Origin of the sequence: Plantibacter sp. H53, from assembly GCF_001650455.1 — a bacterium.
Classification (GTDB): domain Bacteria; phylum Actinomycetota; class Actinomycetes; order Actinomycetales; family Microbacteriaceae; genus Plantibacter; species Plantibacter flavus_A.
This window is the reverse complement of the sequence record NZ_LWCT01000004.1, coordinates 99,345-117,561: the sequence shown is the minus strand read 5'-3', so window position 1 is coordinate 117,561 and position 18,217 is coordinate 99,345. Positions and strand designations below refer to the sequence as shown.

The 18,217-nt window shown below is 61.6% G+C and carries 24 protein-coding genes; all 24 read left to right on the top strand.

The window, feature by feature from the left end; translation table 11 throughout:
- The first annotated feature begins 170 nt into the window (after positions 1 to 170).
- The 24 genes from A4X17_RS18830 to A4X17_RS03830 all read left to right on the top strand — a co-directional run bounded on the left by A4X17_RS18830 (position 171) and on the right by A4X17_RS03830 (position 18,215).
- The gene (locus A4X17_RS18830; protein ID WP_082915899.1) at positions 171 to 659 is read left to right on the top strand and encodes an HNH endonuclease signature motif containing protein; all 489 of its coding nucleotides are present in this window, start codon (positions 171 to 173) and stop codon (positions 657 to 659) included.
- Between the two features lie 388 nt (positions 660 to 1,047).
- Positions 1,048 to 1,239, top strand: a complete 192-nt coding sequence (locus A4X17_RS03925) for a hypothetical protein (protein WP_064294360.1) — start codon at positions 1,048 to 1,050, stop codon at positions 1,237 to 1,239.
- Positions 1,240 to 1,608: 369 nt separating this feature from the next.
- Complete coding sequence (locus A4X17_RS03920; RefSeq protein WP_064294359.1) at positions 1,609 to 1,839, top strand: hypothetical protein; 231 nt, start codon at positions 1,609 to 1,611, stop codon at positions 1,837 to 1,839.
- 177 nt (positions 1,840 to 2,016) lie between these two features.
- Positions 2,017 to 2,652: an HNH endonuclease gene (locus tag A4X17_RS19130; RefSeq protein WP_157583317.1), complete on the top strand. Its 636-nt coding sequence runs from the start codon at positions 2,017 to 2,019 to the stop codon at positions 2,650 to 2,652.
- Positions 2,653 to 2,676: 24 nt separating this feature from the next.
- The gene (locus A4X17_RS19810) at positions 2,677 to 2,889 is read left to right on the top strand and encodes an HNH endonuclease signature motif containing protein (protein WP_197479012.1); all 213 of its coding nucleotides are present in this window, start codon (positions 2,677 to 2,679) and stop codon (positions 2,887 to 2,889) included.
- 227 nt (positions 2,890 to 3,116) lie between these two features.
- Positions 3,117 to 3,410 carry a hypothetical protein gene (locus A4X17_RS03915; RefSeq protein WP_197479011.1) on the top strand — a complete coding sequence of 98 codons (294 nt, stop codon included), beginning with the start codon at positions 3,117 to 3,119 and terminating at the stop codon, positions 3,408 to 3,410.
- Positions 3,364 to 4,845, top strand: coding sequence for a terminase large subunit domain-containing protein (locus tag A4X17_RS03910; protein WP_197479010.1), 1,482 nt, complete (start codon positions 3,364 to 3,366; stop codon positions 4,843 to 4,845). The genes A4X17_RS03915 and A4X17_RS03910 overlap by 47 nt, the downstream gene beginning before the upstream one ends.
- A complete protein-coding gene (locus tag A4X17_RS03905) occupies positions 4,842 to 6,245 on the top strand; it encodes a phage portal protein (protein WP_064294357.1) in 1,404 nt (467 codons plus the stop codon). The genes A4X17_RS03910 and A4X17_RS03905 overlap by 4 nt, the downstream gene beginning before the upstream one ends.
- A complete protein-coding gene (locus tag A4X17_RS03900; protein WP_064294356.1) occupies positions 6,232 to 6,891 on the top strand; it encodes a hypothetical protein in 660 nt (219 codons plus the stop codon). Before A4X17_RS03905 ends, A4X17_RS03900 begins: the two co-directional genes overlap by 14 nt.
- Before the next feature lie 82 nt (positions 6,892 to 6,973).
- Positions 6,974 to 7,444: a hypothetical protein gene (locus A4X17_RS03895; protein WP_064294355.1), complete on the top strand. Its 471-nt coding sequence runs from the start codon at positions 6,974 to 6,976 to the stop codon at positions 7,442 to 7,444.
- 15 nt (positions 7,445 to 7,459) lie between these two features.
- The gene (locus tag A4X17_RS03890) at positions 7,460 to 8,356 is read left to right on the top strand and encodes a phage major capsid protein (RefSeq protein ID WP_064294354.1); all 897 of its coding nucleotides are present in this window, start codon (positions 7,460 to 7,462) and stop codon (positions 8,354 to 8,356) included.
- Between the two features lie 165 nt (positions 8,357 to 8,521).
- Positions 8,522 to 8,995, top strand: a complete 474-nt coding sequence (locus A4X17_RS03885) for a hypothetical protein (protein WP_064294353.1) — start codon at positions 8,522 to 8,524, stop codon at positions 8,993 to 8,995.
- Positions 8,992 to 9,399: a DUF6093 family protein gene (locus tag A4X17_RS03880; protein ID WP_064294352.1), complete on the top strand. Its 408-nt coding sequence runs from the start codon at positions 8,992 to 8,994 to the stop codon at positions 9,397 to 9,399. The genes A4X17_RS03885 and A4X17_RS03880 overlap by 4 nt, the downstream gene beginning before the upstream one ends.
- Before the next feature lie 8 nt (positions 9,400 to 9,407).
- The gene (locus A4X17_RS03875; protein WP_064294351.1) at positions 9,408 to 9,809 is read left to right on the top strand and encodes a hypothetical protein; all 402 of its coding nucleotides are present in this window, start codon (positions 9,408 to 9,410) and stop codon (positions 9,807 to 9,809) included.
- A gap of 16 nt (positions 9,810 to 9,825) precedes the next feature.
- Positions 9,826 to 10,215, top strand: a complete 390-nt coding sequence (locus A4X17_RS03870) for a hypothetical protein (protein ID WP_157583315.1) — start codon at positions 9,826 to 9,828, stop codon at positions 10,213 to 10,215.
- Between the two features lie 56 nt (positions 10,216 to 10,271).
- A complete protein-coding gene (locus A4X17_RS19125) occupies positions 10,272 to 10,433 on the top strand; it encodes a hypothetical protein (protein WP_157583312.1) in 162 nt (53 codons plus the stop codon).
- Positions 10,423 to 10,914, top strand: coding sequence for a hypothetical protein (locus A4X17_RS03865; RefSeq protein WP_157583310.1), 492 nt, complete (start codon positions 10,423 to 10,425; stop codon positions 10,912 to 10,914). Before A4X17_RS19125 ends, A4X17_RS03865 begins: the two co-directional genes overlap by 11 nt.
- 81 nt (positions 10,915 to 10,995) lie before the next feature.
- Positions 10,996 to 11,595 (top strand): hypothetical protein, encoded by a 600-nt coding sequence (locus A4X17_RS03860; RefSeq protein ID WP_064294348.1) that lies wholly within the window; start codon positions 10,996 to 10,998, stop codon positions 11,593 to 11,595.
- Positions 11,596 to 11,696: 101 nt separating this feature from the next.
- Positions 11,697 to 12,002, top strand: a complete 306-nt coding sequence (locus tag A4X17_RS03855; RefSeq protein WP_064294347.1) for a hypothetical protein — start codon at positions 11,697 to 11,699, stop codon at positions 12,000 to 12,002.
- Between the two features lie 22 nt (positions 12,003 to 12,024).
- Entirely contained in the window at positions 12,025 to 14,709 is a 2,685-nt protein-coding gene (locus tag A4X17_RS03850) for a phage tail tape measure protein (RefSeq protein WP_157583308.1), read from the top strand.
- Positions 14,709 to 15,611 carry a hypothetical protein gene (locus A4X17_RS03845; protein ID WP_064294345.1) on the top strand — a complete coding sequence of 301 codons (903 nt, stop codon included), beginning with the start codon at positions 14,709 to 14,711 and terminating at the stop codon, positions 15,609 to 15,611. Before A4X17_RS03850 ends, A4X17_RS03845 begins: the two co-directional genes overlap by 1 nt.
- On the top strand, positions 15,611 to 16,714 hold the full coding sequence (locus tag A4X17_RS03840; protein ID WP_064294344.1) for a hypothetical protein: 1,104 nt from the start codon (positions 15,611 to 15,613) through the stop codon (positions 16,712 to 16,714). The genes A4X17_RS03845 and A4X17_RS03840 overlap by 1 nt, the downstream gene beginning before the upstream one ends.
- Positions 16,711 to 17,610 (top strand): hypothetical protein, encoded by a 900-nt coding sequence (locus tag A4X17_RS03835; protein WP_064294343.1) that lies wholly within the window; start codon positions 16,711 to 16,713, stop codon positions 17,608 to 17,610. Before A4X17_RS03840 ends, A4X17_RS03835 begins: the two co-directional genes overlap by 4 nt.
- Positions 17,611 to 17,672: 62 nt before the next feature.
- Positions 17,673 to 18,215, top strand: coding sequence for a hypothetical protein (locus A4X17_RS03830; RefSeq protein WP_064294342.1), 543 nt, complete (start codon positions 17,673 to 17,675; stop codon positions 18,213 to 18,215).
- The last annotated feature ends 2 nt before the right edge of the window (positions 18,216 to 18,217 follow it).

Genomic DNA, 18,217 nt, shown 5'->3' with positions numbered 1-18,217 from the left:
ACAATAAAAGAGCCTTCCAGAAGTCTGCAAAAATCCAGACAGCGGGAAGGCTTCTTGCTTTCAGAAAGGGCCTCGTCATCGCGACGGGGCCCTTTCTGCGTTCCACCACATGAAGATGCCCCCGCGCAGGTGCGAACTGCCGAGGGCTTGACCGGAATTGGAGTTCCGATATGAGCCAGCATAGCCACTCGCCGAACTACGTGAAGTACGTTCTCTACGCGTCGGAGCCCGAATCCCGAGAGATGCTCATTCGGAAGACCCGATTCGACGGTGAAAACGGGTGCTGGAACTACTGCGGACACATCAACGAAGGTGGTTACGGCTACATCCCGACGTACCGCCACGGCAACATCTTCGTGCACCGCCTCGCCCTGCATCTCGCTAAGCGCCCAGTTCCAGCAGACCGAGTGGTGGACCACCTCTGCCGGAACCCCAGATGCGTGAACCCTGCACACCTCGACATTGTCACGCCGACCGAGAACGCAATGCGCGGCTTCGGCTTCTACGCCGTCAACGCTCGCAAGACGCATTGCCCCCAGGGGCATGAGTACAGCGAAGGAAACATCTACTGGACAAGGCCACGCAAGGCCGGCGGAAACCCCGGCCGAAGCTGTAAGACCTGCGCCAGAAATCGATACTTGGCCAACAAGGCCTCATAGGCTCGCGTTCCAGTCTCAGCGTCACCACCATGCGAGAAGCGACCAGTGACACCCCCGGCACGCCGAAGACCACGGTCTCGGCAAGCCCGGACGAGGGTACAGGTACGCAGTGACAGCCAACACGCTCGAAGACAGGAACGCGACACACGTGATCTGGACGGTCGCACAGAGGTGGCACGGGGTGAAACAGTCCCCGAAAGCGCCAATTCGGCAGTGAGCGCCACAACGCGCGAGACGGCTCACGAGCCGCCACTGCAACGCGAGGCAGGGCAACCGTCCGAACGGAACCCTGCCTCGCGCACTGACTTGGTGGGCATACACGCACAGGCCGTAGAGCCACACACACGCGTCGTCACTGCCCACCACAGAACTGAACAGAGGAGCCGACATGGCGCGCATCAAGGTACTCGAGCTGCCCTTGCAGATCGTCGGGGAGATGACCAACACCCCATTCGTGTTCATCATCGACCAAGCCGACACCGAGATCTTCACTGCCGAGCACCTCACCCAGCTCCGCGAAGACACCAACGCGTCAGGCGTTCTGGTCACATCTGAGACCCTCGCCATCGACTACGAGTGAGTTCGCATGGTCGACACCTGGTCAACGGTCATCCAACCGAAAGACACCCATCACATCCCGCTCGGTGATTACATCGACCACACGACGGATGGTCACTGCATCTGCGGACCAACACACCGCAGCGACATGACCAGCGGGGCACTCAGGTGGAACGTATGGCACCACAGCCTCGACGGGAGAGAAGCACATGAGCGCAGGTGAAAGCGTCTTCGGCAAACTCCTCGACCGCATCAGCATCGAAGCTGAGGAAGTCAAACGCCGCGTCGAAGACATCCTGGACGGCAACGATGAGTGACCTCGAGCCCGTCACCTTCGACAGCATGGGCTCGCCAATCTTCGCCCACCAAATCCCACCCGAGGAACCCAGCGATGAACGCTGAACAAGAAGACCACGCCAACGGCGGATACGTCGAACCGCAAGCCTGGACGATCGGTGACCAGAGCGGATGCTACATCCCTTTCCGAAGCATGGCACCGGCACAAGAAGCCGAGACACGCCATCTGCTCGAGCGCATGGGGATCATTGGCCCAGACCAGGACACGGCAGTCACCAACCTGGTTGGGATGACCGAAGGATGGGCGCCGGCCAAGGCTGAGTGAGTTATGTACCACTCCGGTTGGAAAATCTTCGGCATTTGACTACCCACCCAGAAACAAGAACCGCGTAATTCCGCGGATCCAGTCGAGTTATGTACCACTCGACCCAACAACTACACAGAGAACGACCCGGCGCTGCGCTAACAGCCCGGGTCATGAGCGACCTTTTGGGAGGTCCCTATGTCCAACGATACCTGCATCGTCGACAACTGCGAAGCCGCCATCAGTGCGCGCCGCATGTGCAAGCGCCACTACCGATGCTTCATGAAGTACGGGACAACGACAGCCCCGGAACGTACCGTTCCAGCGTGGGCCACCTGCACCATCGATGGATGCGGCAAGCCAGCTCGGGCGAGAACATCCGAGCTGTGCAAGATGCACTACCACCGTCAGTACCGGCACGGATCCACCGACATGGTCGCTACCCGATCCGGTGTCACAGTCAGCAACGGCCGCAAGTACAAGACCCAGTACGCGCCCACACATCCACTCGCAGGCAAGCACGGCAACGTGTACGTACACCGCATGGTCCTCTTCGACGCCATCGGGTACGGACCACACGCCTGCCACTGGTGCGGCACCGAGGTGGACTGGAAGCCGAAGGGAACACCCGGCGAGCTACAGCCAGACCACCTGAACAACCAAGGCGACGACAACCGCCTCGAGAACTTGGCCCCATCGTGCCGCTCATGCAACGCCGGCCGCGCCGTACAGGCCCGCTCCAAAGCCCTGCGAGAAGCAGGATGGTGGAGCGGCAACGACACGATAGCCCACCTCCGAAACGGCGGGCGCGCCCAGCCAATCGAGGCAGCCTGAACCAGGGCAGGGAGTGATGACCACGTGGGACGCAACACAGCAAAGCAGACCAGGTTCCGTAAGGTCATCGCCCAAGCCAAGCCCGCCTGCCACATCTGCGGCCAGGCCATTGACTGGAACGCAGGTCACCTCGACCCTCGCTCCTTCGTCATCGACCACGTGATCCCACTAGCCAAAGGCGGTGAGGATGCGTTGCCGAACCTGAGGGCAGCGCATCGACATCCGCTCCTGCAATAGCACCAAGCGCGCCCGCCTAGTGGCCCCGATCGTGCGCAAGTCCGGTTCCCTCGACTGACACAGCCACGGCCCACAGGCAGGCACACAAGGCCAGTCAGGCATGCCTCTGAGCTCGCCTCGAGGCAGCCCAGACCCCACGGGGGAGGCCCCGGGGCGACCCTTCAGAAAATCCTCCGGGTATTGCCGCAATCTCTCCCCCAACTTTTTCCACCCAAATGGAGGCAAAAATGGCTGCGAAGTTGCGTGCTGTCTCCGAGGGTGAGACTGCTCCTCCGAAGCTGATCATGACGGTTCTTGAGGCGATCGAGGCCGGCGATCGGATGGCTGAGCTCGAGGCCACGCATCGTCGGATTGGTCGTGCTGTTCAGGATGAGTCGACTCCTGCTCGTGATCTTGCTTCGTTGACGCGGCGGCAGATGGAGATCTCGAAGGAGATCGAATCGTTGAAGCGTCAGCGTGTCGAGGAGTCGAAGAATGGTAGCGAAGTCACCGACAGCGCCTTCGACGCTCAAGCTATCTGAGGTTGCCCGTCATGTTGTGATGCCTGAGGGGATTGTGACGACGGCGTGGCCGCGGGTTGTGGATCAGTGCTCGAAGATGGGCGTTGAGTTCGATTCGTGGCAGCACGGCTTGGGCACGATCGCTTTAGGGAAGCGCAAGGACGGCAAGTACGCGGCGACTGTCGGCGGTGTTGTTCTGAGCATTCCTCGACAAGTAGGCAAGACGTTCTTCGTTGGCATGATCGTGATTGCCCTGTGCATCCTGTTTCCGGGCATGACGGTGCTGTGGTCGGCGCACCGGACGAAGACGGCTACAAAGACGTTCTCGTCGTTGAAGGGCATGACGTCTAAGCGGAAGATCAAGCCGTTCATGCTTGAGCCTCGCAACACGAACGGTGAGCAGGAGATCCGGTTCCGTAATGGTTCTGTGATCATGTTCGGCGCTCGTGAGCAGGGTTTCGGCCGTGGTTTCGATGAGGTTGACATTGAGGTGTTCGACGAGGCGCAGATTCTCACGGAGAAAGCGCTCGAGGACATGGTGGCGGCGACGAACCAGTCCCGCCAGGAGGCCGGCGCCCTACTGTTCTTCATGGGCACCCCGCCTCGCCCGACTGACCCTGGCGAGGAGTTCACGAACCGTCGAGCGAAGGCGTTGGACGGCAAGTCCAAGAACATGGTCTACGTCGAAATGTCGGCGGATCCTGATGCCGACCCGGACGACCGAAAGCAGTGGGTCAAAGCGAACCCGTCGTTCCCTCACCGCACTCCGGTCGAGTCGATGGAGCGGATGCGGGAGAACCTCACGAACGAGGACTCGTTCAAGCGCGAGGCTCTGGGCATCTGGGATGCAGTCAGCTCTGCGCAGGTCATCGACGAGGTGTCGTGGGCGAATCAGGCAGATGCATCGTCTATGGCCATCGATCGTCTGACGATCTCGGTTGAGGTTCCCCCGGGCCGCGGGTATGCGGCCGTTTCGCTCGCCGGCCTGCGTGCCGACGGTCGTTGGCATGTGGAGTTGTACGAGGAGCGCAAGGGCGTCGATTGGGCTATCCCGTATGTCGTCGAGCGCGCGTCTCGGAACCGTCTCCATGCGGTTGTTGCCGATGAGCTGTCTGGGCTTGTGGAGGAGCGGCGCGGTCGTCATTACCTGATCGGCACTGACGTCTTGGTGACGTTGGCTGCGAGGGAGGGCAAGGACATGGCGATCGCTTGCTCCAAGTTCTATGACGGCATTTTGGATGGTTCGGTGTTCCACACGGATCAGCCGCAGGTGAATGTGGCCCTGTCGGTTGCGACGAAGCGTCCTCTTGCTGGCTCGTGGGCTTGGAACCGTAAGGATGCCATGTCGAACATCAGTCCGATCGTCGCGGAAACTCTTGCCCTTTGGGGTGCTCAGAATGACAACGTGAAGCGTCCTACGCGGCGCACTACTTCGAGGACGGCGGTGATGCTTTGACGTACGAGAAGATCACTGTCCCGGGGCTGACTGAGGACGAGAATGGGACGCTGAACACGCTTGCGGAGCAGCTTGAGTCGAAGCGGCGCCGGAATGAGTTGCGTTCGGCGTATTACGACGGCAAGCGGGCGATCACGAGCATTGGTGGTGTCATTCCGCCGCAGTATGCGCAGATTGGTATCGCGCTCGGTTGGGCGGCGAAGGGTGTTGACGGGCTTGCTCGTCGGTGCAACCTGGACAAGTTCGTTTGGACTGATGGTGACCTGGATCAGCTTGGTATGTCGGCGCTCGAGGACAGCAACTTCCTGCTGTCTGAGATCGCGCAGGCTCGGACCGATTCGCTGATCCACGGTGTCTCCTACTTGGTGACGACGCGGGGCGCCGAAGGAGAGCCCGCAGCTTTGGTGCACGCGCGCGATGCTCTGAGCGCGACCGGTGAGTGGAATGTTCGTACTCGTCGGCTGCAAAACCTGCTTTCGGTGACGAGTCGCAAGGACAACAAGATTGACGGTTTCGTTCTGTATTTGGACGGGCTGACGATCGTTGCTGACGTGGTTGATGGCAAGTGGGAGGTGTCACGGTCCGCGCATTCGTTCGGGGTTCCGGCTGAGCCTCTTGTGTACCGTCCTCGTTCGTCTCGACGGATGGGCAAGAGCAGGATCAGTCGACCGTTGATGTCGCATCAGGATTCGGCTTTGCGTGCTCTGGTGCGTCTTGAGGCGCACATGGACATCTACACGATCCCGAAGCTCATCATGTTGGGTGCCGATGAGGGGATCTTCAAGAACGCTGACGGGACATCGAAGACGTCCTGGCAGGTTGCTTTGGGGCGCGCGTTTGGCATCCCGGACGATGAAGAGGCCACGAATCCGCGGGCTGATGTGAAGCAGTTCTCAGCCGAGTCTCCCGAACCGCACCTCGCAGACCTGAACGCGCTCGCGAAGTTGGCTGCGCGCGAGACGGATCTGCCCGATGCGGACTTCGCGCTGAGTGATATGGCGAACCCGACGAGTGAGGGTTCGTACATCGCGGGTCGCGACAACTTGATTGCTGAGGCCGAGGGGGCGATGGACGATTGGTCCATTTCGATCCGGCGCAGTGTCACTACGGCGTTGGCTATCCAGAATGGCGAGTCGAGTGTGCCCGAGAGTTGGGCTTCGATTGATACGAAGTGGCGTTCGCCGTTGTACCTGTCCCGTTCCGCTGCTGCTGACGCTGGTGCGAAGCAGATCGGCGCCGTGCCGTGGCTTGCTGAGACCGAGGTTGGTCTCGAGCTGCTCGGGCTTGATGAGCAGCAGATCAAGAGGGCGATGGCTGACAAACGGAAGGCTTCGGGGCGTGCTGTGCTAGCTGCCCTGCAGCCGGCTAAGCCTCCGGTGCAGTCGGATGTCGGCGCGTGAGTCTCGTGCGGCTCTGCAACTGGTTACGGCTGAGGCTGTCGCGTATGCGACGGAGCTCGCGAACCGTGTTTCGGGGTCGCCCGAGGTGCGCCGCGCAGCGTTGCTCGACGGTGTGCCTGAGCTGATTGCGTACTACTCGGAGGGATCGGCGGCTTTGGCTGCGGACTTCTACGAGGAGGAGCGCGAGCTCGCGGAAGTTCGGTCACGGTTTGCTGCCGAGGCTGTGGTACTTGACCGGACCGTGAAGATCCGTCGCGCTATCGCTTGGTCGACCGCACCGTGGTTCGACGACTCAGGTGACTCTGCTGACGGACGACTGGCTGAGGTTGTGCAACTCGAGACGGCTCGACCGTATCGGGACACCATCACCACGAACCGTCGTCAGGACCCGGATGCGGTGGGTTGGCGCCGGGTCACGGCCGGCGGGTGCAAGTTCTGCCGCATGCTCGCCGACCGTGGCGCTGTGTACAAGGCAGATACGGCCCGGTTCGCTGCCCATACCAATTGTCACTGTGTCGCCCAGCCAGTCTTCACGACCAATGACACAGGAGTTGAGGCGTCCGTTGTCCAGTACCGGGCATCGCGTCGCTCAAGAAGCCCGGAGCAGCGTGCTGCGCTCCGTGAGTACCTCGACTCCTTCTACTAAGACTTCCCCGAATTGGGGAGAGCGCTACGGCCGCGTTTCAAGGCCGGTCTGATGTCCGACGGGACAGAAACGGAGAACCGGAATGCCCGAGAACGAAGCAACCTCAAGCGGCGCTGAGACAGGCGCTGAGGGGGGTGGGCAGCAGGAACAGTCGCTCACACAGGCTGACGTTGACCGCATTGTGAAGGACCGCGTAGCACGCGTCCAAGCGAAGTATGCGGACTACGAAGACCTGAAGGTGAAGGCAGAGGGCGCGAAGACCGTCGAGGAGAAGCTTGCTGAGCTTGAGGGCAAGTATTCGGCGGCTGAAGCGCGTGCTCTGCGCAGCGATGTGGCCGCGAAGTATGGCCTGAGCGTGGAAGATCGCGACCTGTTCTTGACCGGTACGGATGAGGCAACTCTGACGGCGCAGGCGAAGCGTCTCGCTGATCGAGAAGCAGACCGGAAGAAGCAAGGCAATGTTGCACCCAAGGAGGGTGCGACTGACACGACTGGTGGACCGACCAAGGATCTTCGTGAGTTCACGAAGGGCTTGTTCGGCGCTGCCGACTAACCGAAAGGCACAATCATGGTTGCACTCGCAACTGGATCGCTCTCGATCCCAAAGCAGAAGCTCGACCCGTGGCTGGGCAAGATCCAGTACGGCTCCACCGTTGCCACACTCTCGGCACAGACCCCGATGACCTTCGGCGAGGGCGAGTCGTGGACGTTCGACATCGGTGAGGCCGAGTACGTCGCTGAAGGCGCGCAGAAGGGCGCTTCGACGGTCACCTCGACCACGAAGGCAGTCAAGCCCTTCAAGTTCCACAAGACGCTTCGTTTCAACGAAGAGGTTCTGTGGGCTGATGAGGACCGTCAGCTCGAGGTCGTGGACGAGATCCTCGCACTCATCCAGCCGGCGCTCTCTCGTGCGCTCGACTTCGGCGTGTTCCACGAGATCAACCCGACTGGCGGCGCTGTCGTTGCTGCCATGAACGGCGGCATCACGGACACCACCAACCTCGTCGAGTACGCGGCTGCGGATAAGCCGTACGTCAGCCTCGACGCGGCCGACAGTCTGGTTCTCGCGGATGGCTTCGTGCCCCGCGACATCGCGCTCGACCCGACGTACGCTGCGAAGTTCTCTTCGCTGCGCGGGATCAACTCGGAGCAGAAGCTGTACCCGAACTTCCGCCTCGGTATCGAGACCAGCGAGCTTGACGGCCACCGCGCTTCCGTGTCGAACACGGTTCGCGGCACTGGTGTCCTCGCGGTGGACACGAAGGTTCTCGGCTTCGTCGGTGACTTCTCTGCCATTCGTTGGGGCATCCAGAAGTCGATCGGCCTCGAGCTGATCAAGTACGGCGACCCGGATGGTGGCGGTGACCTCAAGCGCAACAACCAAGTCGCGTTCCGCGCTGAGGTCGTGTACGGCTGGGGTATCGCTGACCTCAACGCGTTCGCCAAGATCCACGACCTCGTCTGATCGTGGTTCGTCTGAAGAACGTCACGACAGGTGCTGTCGTGAGTGTTCCTGAGGAGAAAGCCGCACGGCTTGGGTCCGAGTGGGAGCCAGCGGAGACGCCGGTGAAGCGTGGTCCTGGTCGTCCGAAGAAGTCCGACGAGTCCTAACTGGGGAAAGGGGGCGGTTATGGCTGTGACTCCCAGCATGATTGCGGTTGCTCTTGGGCAGGCCGCCCCCGAACCTGGCTCAGTCACTGAGCAGCAGTGGGAGATGTGGATCGCCGACGCGGAGATGCTCATCGAGGACCGTAGGACGTCGTTCACGCCGCCTCGGGAGCTGAGTGAGGCGAAGGTTGACTACGCCGTACGTGAGGCTGTCGTATCGCATGTGAAGAAGCCTGACGATGCGACGCAGGTAACCGTGTCTGTGGATGACGGTTCCACGTCGAAGACGTTCCAGTCGGGCAAAGGACGAGTCACCGTCGATGGATGGTGGGACTTCCTAGGTCTGTCCGATGCGGTATCTGGTGCGTTCTCGGTTGACATGCTCGGGTTCGCGAACGTGCATCTTCCGTGGTGTGCGTCGATGTTCGGTGCGCTCTACTGTTCGTGCGGGGTGGACATCGCGGGCACACCCATCTATGAGGGCGGCGAGCCGTGAGCCTCGGGCAGGACATCGACGCGACGCTGCCGTTCCTTCGGGGGCAGGCTGAGTCGCGGATGAAGGAAACGGTGGTGTTCTCCCGGGTGACCGGTGAGGTGACGACGGACCCTGAAACGCTCGAGGTTGTTGAGGTTCGCGAGACGGTCGCCACGACGGTGGCGCGGATCAAGTACCGCACGCTGAACGTGCAGGACCGCGACCAGGGCACCCAGTTGATCGCCCTGCAGTCCCCTGAGGTGCATGTGCCGTTTGGCGCGGCTCCAACAGTGCGAACGGATGACCGGGTGCAGGTTACTGCTTCGGAGGATCCGACGCTGGTTGATCGTCTGTTCCGGGTGACTGGGCGTCCGCAGGCTGGTCAGACGACGGCGCATCGGTTTCCGGTGGAAGAGATCAGCTAGGGGTTGTCATGGCGAGCATTGAGTTCGATTTCTCTGAGGTGCTGAATCTGACGGCTGCGATTGAGGGTGCGCCGGAGGAGGCGATTCCGAAGATCCGTCAGGCGGTGGAGATCACTGCCCGTCATGTGAAGGACGATTGGCGTGATGATGCGCGCCGGCAGAACCGGGGACAGTCGAAGTACTACGCGGGCTCTGTCGACTACGACATGAAGCTGGACACTGACGGCGAGATCGGTGCTGAGGTTGGTCCGAAGCCTGGCGGGCGTTGGGGTCAGGGTTCTCTCGGGTTTCTCGAAGACGCGAACGGTGTTGGTGCTCGTCCGCAGAAGTCGGGTCAGAAGGCTGCCCGGAAGAACGAGGATGATTTCCAGCGTGGTCTAGAGCGGGCGGTGGCTGATGTCCTCGAGTAGGCCGCATTATCTGGCTGTGAAGTCGATGATTCAACGGGACGCGGCTTTGGCTGTGTCTGAGGTGATTCGGTTGAACGCTGACGGGAATCCGTACCGCGGTTCGTACATCATCTTGTGGCCGGCTGGCCCGGAGACGATTGATGATGGCCGGTTGTCGAAGAATCAGGCGTTGGATTCGGATGCCGAGTATGTGATGGACGGCCAGTGTGTCGCCGTAGACGCTCTCGGTGTTCTGAGTGTGATGGACCGTCTGGTTGCTCAGGTGATCGGTCAGCGTCCTGTGGTTGAGGGTCGTAACTGTGATCCGATCCGCGTGACGGTTGATCCGGTCGACATTGACTCGAAGGTGTTGCCGCCGTTGTTCTACGCACGGTTCGAGCTCTCGTTCTGGTCCCGGCGCCCCTGACCCAACCTGTCTACTTGCCCCGCCTTGTGCGGGGTTTTCGTGTTTAAGGAGATCCCATGTCTGCAGAGATCGTGACCGTCTACGACAACGACGGGAATGAGGCCCGAGTGAGCCGCGAATGGCTCGACCGTTGGCCCGATGACTTCACGGAGAAACCTCCCGTGAGTAAGGCCGCGTCCGCGGCACACAAGAAGAAGGAGATCACTGATGGCGCTTGAAACCGCTGAAGCATCAGTAGCGTCCGATGGCAATCTCCGGATTGCTTTCGTGCCGTCTGGAAATGCCAAGTCTGTTGCCGTCCTGGCTGCAGTGACCACGAAGGCTCTGACGTACTCGCTGACGCCGTCTGGGTTCAACCGTGCGATCACGGAGAACTCGATCGATGACCCGCGTCTGACGCTGAAGATCACGCTGTCTCGCCCGGGTACGTCCTCGCAGACGCTCGAGCTGCAGTACGTGTACGGCGGCGCCTCTGAGGTCGCACGGCCGGCGCTGGTTGAGGGCACGTCTGGGTTCATCGTGGCCCGGTACAGCCTCCCGAACGCGACGGATTGGGCGGTCGGCCAGAAGGTCGATGTGATCCCTGTGCAGGCAGGTAAGCAGCGCAAGGACGCCCCGACTGCGAACGGGATCCAGACGATCACGCAGTCGTTCTACGTCACCGGCATCCCGGAGGACGACGCGCTGACTGTCGCGTAACGGTTCCTGCGCGGGCGGTCCCACCAGAGCCGCCCGCGCAGGTCTCAACTCATCTGGTGAATCTGGTGAAGGAGTAACACTGTGGTGACTTTTCAGGAGCGGTTGGCTGCGCGGAAGAATGCGCGCCCGTTCAAGGATGTTCAGGTGTTGTTGGATGACCATTTGCAGGGTGAGCGTGAACGGCTCGAGGCGGAACTGGCGAAGCTTGGGAACGTCAGCGACAAGCGGCTCGCGTCGAAGTCGCCGGCCGATGAGATCCAGGAGCAAATCGACGCCCTGTACAAGGACGACAACGGTCTCATCACGCTGCGGTTCCGCCGCATCCCCGGGAACGTCTGGGCGCGGCTGACGTCACGTAACCCTGCCCGCCTGGACTCGCCGGTTGACCGCCAGTACGGGTACAACATCGACGGCGTCTGCGAGGCCGCTGTCCGATACGTAGACGCTGATGGTGCCGCATACGCGTGTGTGATCGACAACGGTGAAGAGATCACGTTGAAGGTCGAAGAGAAGACGATCCACAACCAGAAGCCTGTCGACGAGTGGGGCGACCTACTTGCGGGGCTGACTGGCACGGAAGTGCAGGACATCCGTGATGCGGTGTGGGAGCTCAACGAGTATTCGACGCAGAAGCGTATCGCTGAACTGGTAAAAGCCTCAGGGGCAGCGACGCGCTCCTAGCTGATGTGGCTCTTGCCGCGCGTCTCGGAGTCGCCCCTCGGCGGCTTTGGGGGTGGGAGCCTTCGACGTTTACGGAGCACGTCTATGAGGACGGTGTTCTGGTGGGGACGGTTTCGTTCCCTGAGCCGGAGTTTGACGACGAGCAACGTTCGTTGTTGCTGGCTTACGAGATTCACCAGTCGCAGCTCGGGCCGCATGGGTTCCTGATGCCGGAGACGACGTCTCCTGATGCCGACCCGAACAACCCGGAGGGCACGATCCGGTTCTACGCGGATCCTGTGCCGACTGTGGATTACGCCGAGAAGGCGAAACGTAACGCGGAAGACGCGTACCGGAAGATGTACGAGGGCGCCGACATGGCTGGCCTGATCTTCCGGGTGCACCGCGAAGAGCGAAACCAAACCTAAACACTGACAGATCGGAGAAATCGTGGCCGATCGTGTCGTGCGTGTACGCCTCACCGCTCAGGTCGCTGAGTATGTGCAGGGCATGGAGCAGGCCGCGGATAGCACCCGTCGGGTGGGCGACGCTGCAGCATCGTCGGCAGAGCGCGCTAGGGCGTTGGACACCGTTGGCAAGTCGATGCTCGCCATCGGGACGATCGCCGCTGTAGCTGTGGGTATTGCGGTGTCGAAGTTCATGGAGTTCGACCAGGCCATGTCGAATGTTGAGGCTGCGACGAATGAGTCCGCGGACAACATGGATCGGCTGCGTGAGGCTGCTCTGGATGCTGGTGCTCGGACGGTGTTCTCGGCTACTGAGGCTGCGAACGCGATTGAGGAGTTGGGGAAGGCTGGCGTTTCGACGCAGGACATCCTCGACGGTGGACTCGACGGGGCTTTGGATCTTGCTGCGGCTGGCGGGCTTGGTGTTGCTGAGGCTGCTGGGATCGCCGCTGTGGCCCTGAAGACGTTTGGTCTTCGCGGTACGGACATGGCCCATGTGGCTGACTTGCTGGCTGCTGGTGCGGGTAAGGCGATGGGTGACGTCACTGACCTGTCCGCAGCACTGAACCAGGCTGGCCTGGTTGCTGAGGGCACGGGTCTGTCAATTGAGGAGACCACTGCTGGGCTTGCTGCGTTCGCGTCTGCGGGCCTGTTGGGGTCGGATGCGGGTACGTCGTTCAAGTCGATGTTGCAGCGCCTCACACCGCAGTCTGCGGAAGCGAAGAGCAAGATGGAAGAGCTCGGGATTTCGGCGTATGACGCACAGGGTCAGTTCGTTGGCCTGTCTGCGTTCGCCGGCAACCTGAAGGAATCACTGAAGTCTCTGACGCCGGAACAGCGCAACGCTGCCCTCGCGGTGATCTTCGGTTCCGATGCTGTCCGTGCCGCGAACGTTCTCTACAACGAGGGCGCCGAGGGCATTGACGAGTGGACGACTGCAGTCAACGACCAGGGGTACGCGTCCGAGCAGGCAGCGAAGCGTCTCGACAACCTGTCTGGTGATGTTGAAGCGCTGGGTGGAGCGTTCGACACGGCCCTGATTCGTACTGGGTCGGCGGCGAACGAGTCGCTGCGTCAGATCGTGCAGTCCGCGACCGGTGTTGTGGATGCGATCGGTGACCTGCCCGGTCCTGTGCTCGGTGTCGGTCTCGCGCTAGGTGGTGTCATCGCGGTCATCGGCCTGGTCGGTGGCGCCGCGCTGGTGGCTATCCCGAAGATCGCTGAGTTCAAGGCGGCAATGGCAACCCTGAACCTCAGTGGTGGCCGTGCAGCTCTCGGGCTGGGGTTGGCGTCTGGTGCGCTGCTTGCAGCCGGTGTGGCGTTCTCGATCTGGGCGGCACGTCAGGCTGAGGCAACGTCACAGTCGAACGAGTTCCAGGCGTCCCTCGACAAGTCCACGGGTTCGCTGACCGACTACACCCGGAACCTCGTGTCGAAGAAGCTCGCCGAGAAGGGCGCATACGAGGCTGCGAAGGAAGCCGGTGTCAGCCAGAAGGAACTCACGGACGCTGTCATTGAGGGTGGCGACGCCCTCGACAGCGTGCTCAAGAAGTTCGGCGACAACAACACCCCGGCAACGTTCTTCACTGGTGTTGGTATCCGTGCCGGTAACGCGTCGCAGGCTGTCCGTGACCTCAACAGCGACCTGAACACTGGCAAGGAGAACTTCAAGGATCAGGCTGCTGCTGCGGACGATTCCGCGAAGTCGCTCGAGCAGATCCAGGGTGTCGCGGTTGAGACGTCGGATGCGGTCAATGACCTGTCCGATGACATCCGCAACTTCGGTTCGGCACAGTTCGACGTCGAGGAATCCACAGCTGGACTGTACGAGGCGTTTGATTCTCTGAAGGAGAACCTGGATGCTGGTTCGGCGTCGCTCGATGTGACGACTGAGGCTGGCCGGCAGACGCAGTCAGCGATGCTCGACACTGCTCGAGCTGCAAACGAGAACGCCGCGGCCATTGCGTCGGTCGGTGGCACGAACGATGAGATCGCTGGTGCTTTGAACGCTGGGCGTCAGCGAATCATCGACGCCCGCATTGCCCTTGGTGATTCAGCGCAGGCTGCCCAGGCATACGCGGACAAGCTCATCGCCACTCCCGCGACTGTGCAGACGTCGGTGACCCTGACGGGCACGGATGCTGCGGTCGCGAACTTGGAACGGGTGAAGGACGCCATCCGAGAAACCATCAGGCTCATCGACAGCATGCCGTTGTTCGGTGGTAGTTCTGGTGGATCGCAGGCGGGGCGGGCAACTGTTGCTCAGGCGAACGGCGGCGTTCTCGATTTCTACGCGAATGGTGGTCTGCGTGAGAACCATGTGGCACAGATCGCCCCTGCTGGTTCGTTCCGGGTGTGGGCTGAACCGGAGACAGGTGGGGAGGCGTACATCCCGCTCGCTCCGGCGAAACGTGCACGGTCGTTGGATATCTGGCAGGAGACAGGTCGCCGGCTCGGAGTTGATGGTTACGCGGGTGGGGGCATGTACGCCCCGGACCGGTACATGAACGCATCGTCGGGCACGCCGCAGATCACTATCAGCGCACCAATCATGACCCCGCAGGGCGACCTGATCGGGCTCGTTGAGGGTGTGGTTGAGAGCGGCCTGACGATGACGTTCGCGGCACAGAAGCAGGCTCGAGGGTCTGGCTATAGGACGGGGATCTGATGCCTGAGGACGGTCTCTATGGTGTCCCAGGTGGGGCGATTCTGGTTGAGCCGGGACTGTACTCCACGTCGAACTTTGTGGAGTCACCGATCCCTGGCTTGTACGAGGTGATGGGTCCGCTGATGGTGACGGCGTTGCCTGACGCTGACCCGTCGCCTCGTATCCGCATTGACCTGGATGGGTTGCCGGCGAACGCGCGTGTGACGGTGTTCCGGTTCTGGGATTCCTCCGAGGGCACTGTTCGCGGGGCGTTGAACGCGTTCGCTGACGGCAGCTTCACGATCATCGACTACGAAGCCCCCATCGGCACTCCGGTGTCATACCGGGCGGCGATCTACGTTGATGGTGAGTTCGTGGAGTACACGAACACGGCGACGGCCACGTTGGCGGAGAATCCGTCGTACGCGTGGGTCTCTGACCCGCTGGCCCCTGGGCGTGCTGTTCGGGTGGAGTTGCGGACCGATTTCGCGGAGAAGTTGACGCGGCGTCGGGAAGTGACGAAGCACCGTGTTGGGTTCCGGACGATCGCGTTGTCTGGGCCGATGGGGTTGCTTGAGAACGTGCAACTGTCGTCGCAGGTGAAGACGCTTGAGGATGCTGCGAAGTATCAGGAAGTCCTCGACGCGGATGTGGTGTTGGTGCGTGCACCGAAGCTGCTCAGGTTGCCGGTGCTGCTGTACGTGTCCATTGAGACGGTCAACGAGATCGCTCAGGACGTGCAGTACGGCGGCGGTTGGGTGGTGTGGGACATCTCAGCTGATGAGGTTTCCCCGTCGCCGTTGAACATCACCATCCCCGTTGTGACGTATGGGACGTACTCGGCGGTGTTCCCCACGTACGCGGACTTCAACGCCGCGTACTCAACGTATGTCGATGCTCTTCGAAACCCACCGGGGGACTAATGGTGCTGCAGCTTGAACCTGAACTCCTCGCCGCGTTGGAGGAGAACCACGAACCGGGTTGGCGTGCGGATGCGTTCTACGGTCCCACGTTGACGGCAGCTGATGTGCCGTTGACGTGGGATGGGTCGTTGACGTTCGCTGGTGACGCGCAGGTGCAGGGTCGTGGGACGGTTCGGCTGGCTCGCGACAATGACTCGTTGGTGCCGAAAGCGAAGACTGACCCGCTGGCGCCGTTCGGTCAGGAACTGGCGATCACCCGTACGGTGACGGTCGGGTCGAAGACGTGGGATATCCCGATGGGGAGGTTCCGCATATTCGAGGTGCCGTCGATGCGCGAGTACCTGCGGCTGTACCCGTCGCAGGCTCAGGTCATCGGGTGGGATGCTGAACTGTCCCTCCGCGACCGGTTCGAGGCGATCATCGCCGACGACTTCCTGCAGACCGAAGCCCCGAAGCCAGGGAATACGGTGTGGCAGGAGATCCGCCGGCTGTCCCCGTACCCCATCGTGCAGTCGCTTCCGGATGCGACGATCCCTGCCGGGGTGGCGTACAAGTCCCGCATCGACGCCATTGAGGTGTTGATGGCAGCGTTGGGTGGGGTTCCTCACCTGACCCGTCAGGGTGCGTTGACTGCCCGGCCCGCTGACGTGTGGTTGACGGCAACGGAACCGGTGGCGACGGTGAAGGGTGTCATCGACCTGGACGATTCGTTGTCGATGGACTTCTACAACCAGGTTCAGGTGACGTCCTCGACGGGCGGCAATGATCTGGTTGCTGTGGCACGCATCACCGACATGTCGAACCCGATCGCTGTTGGCCGGCCGATCGGTGGGCGCACGTACCGGTATTCGTCTCCGCTGTTGGACACGCAGGAGAAGGTGAACGCTGCGGCGAAGACGGTTCTCGCTCGAGTGTCGGGCCGTCAGTCGCGTTCTGTGCGGGTGTCGTGTCTTCCTCGTCCTGACTTGGAGCTCGGCGACTACATCAAGGTGGTCGATGAGGGTCAGGGCCGTGAGGTGGTTGGGGAGGTGACGTCGATGACGTTCCCGATGAATCCGACTGATGCGATGACGGTGGAGCTGATCGCTGCGGAGACACGATGAGTGCGCTCGCTGACCTGGTTCGGAAGGATGCTGAGACGCAGGAGGCGGCGAATGCTGCAGCCCGTCAGGGCATGTCGTCGTACACGCAGGGTGTGTGCATGTCGGTTGACTGGGTGAATTCGTTGGTGGTGGCGAACATCAAGGGTGCTGAGGTTTCGGTGCCGATGGTTGGTTCTGCCCCGTTCCCCGCGGACCGGGTGCTGATCGGGTATCTGGGCGCGTTGCCGGTGTGTTTGGGGCCGATCCCGAAGTCTTCGACGGGGACGGTGACTGCTGACCCGGTTGGGTCGCTGGTTGCTGTGACCACCGACGATTCACAGGCGCGCGTGTTGCCGTTCGTGCAGGGGTACACGCCCGCTTTGGGGCACCGGGTGATTGTTGACTGGCCGGCGAACGGTGTGGTCATCGGTCAGATCTCAGCTGACCCTGCAGGTGTGATCCCTGTGGTGCCGCCGTCTGCTGGCGTTGCGCCGTCTGGTGGGTCTGGGGTGTTCTTGCCGACCGATTCGGCGACGTGGCGTGGCGGTTGGGTGGACAACCTGTTCGGGGTGTCTGAGTCTCGGCGGGGTTTCTACTGGTACGGGTTCCAGATCAGGGACACGATCCCGAACACGGCAACGATCAACAGTTTCGGGATGACCGTCCAGGAGGACTGGAACCGGCTGTCGAGCGTGACGTTGACGCTTCACAGCGATTCGTCGCGCACTGGTGCACCACCCAACCCGTTGGACACGTTCAACGTCTCGGGCGGGTCTGGCCTGAAACCTCTCCCTCTGCCGTGGGCTGCTGCTCTGCGTGATGGTACGGCGTTCGGTATCGGGTCTGTTGAGGATTCCGGTTACCTGCAGTGGCAGTCGTCGGCGACGTCTGGTGGGTTGTCCATCAGCTGGTCGTAACCCTCTTTCCTGTTTCGTTCTGTCGCGCCTCCATCGTGGGGCGCTTTTTCTTTGGAGGTTTCATGGCTGGCACGACACCGAAGGGTTTGCCGACTCGGGCGAACACGGATCCGGCTGACTTTGCTGCGGATTTGACGGCGATCGCGAGTGCTGCGGACGCGAAGTTGGATCCGGCTGTTGCGACGTTGGCTGAGTTGCCGGCGTTGGGGAACTGGTTGGGCCGTCAGGTCAGTGTTGCCGGTAAGGGCGTGTATGAGGTCACTGCGCTCCCGGGGACGTGGACGCCTGTGGGTGTGCAGTTGTTGGGGAACAACGGTCTGATGGCTGGTTCTGGGTCTCCTCGGGCTGCGTTCATGCAGACCGGGTACCAGGTGGTCACGACGTCGGGTTCTGGTGGTTTCACGTTGCCGTTCCCGACACCGTTCCCGAATGGTGTGTTGGCGATGTCGGTGGTGAATGGTGACCCTGACGCGACACCGGGGTATTCGGTGGGTGTGATTGTCGGGTCGGTTTCGGCGTCTCAGTTCGGCATTCGGGTGCGTAACGCGGCTGGTGCTGCGTTCGCTGGTTCGTATCGGCTCATCTGGACAGCGTGGGGGTGGTGAGC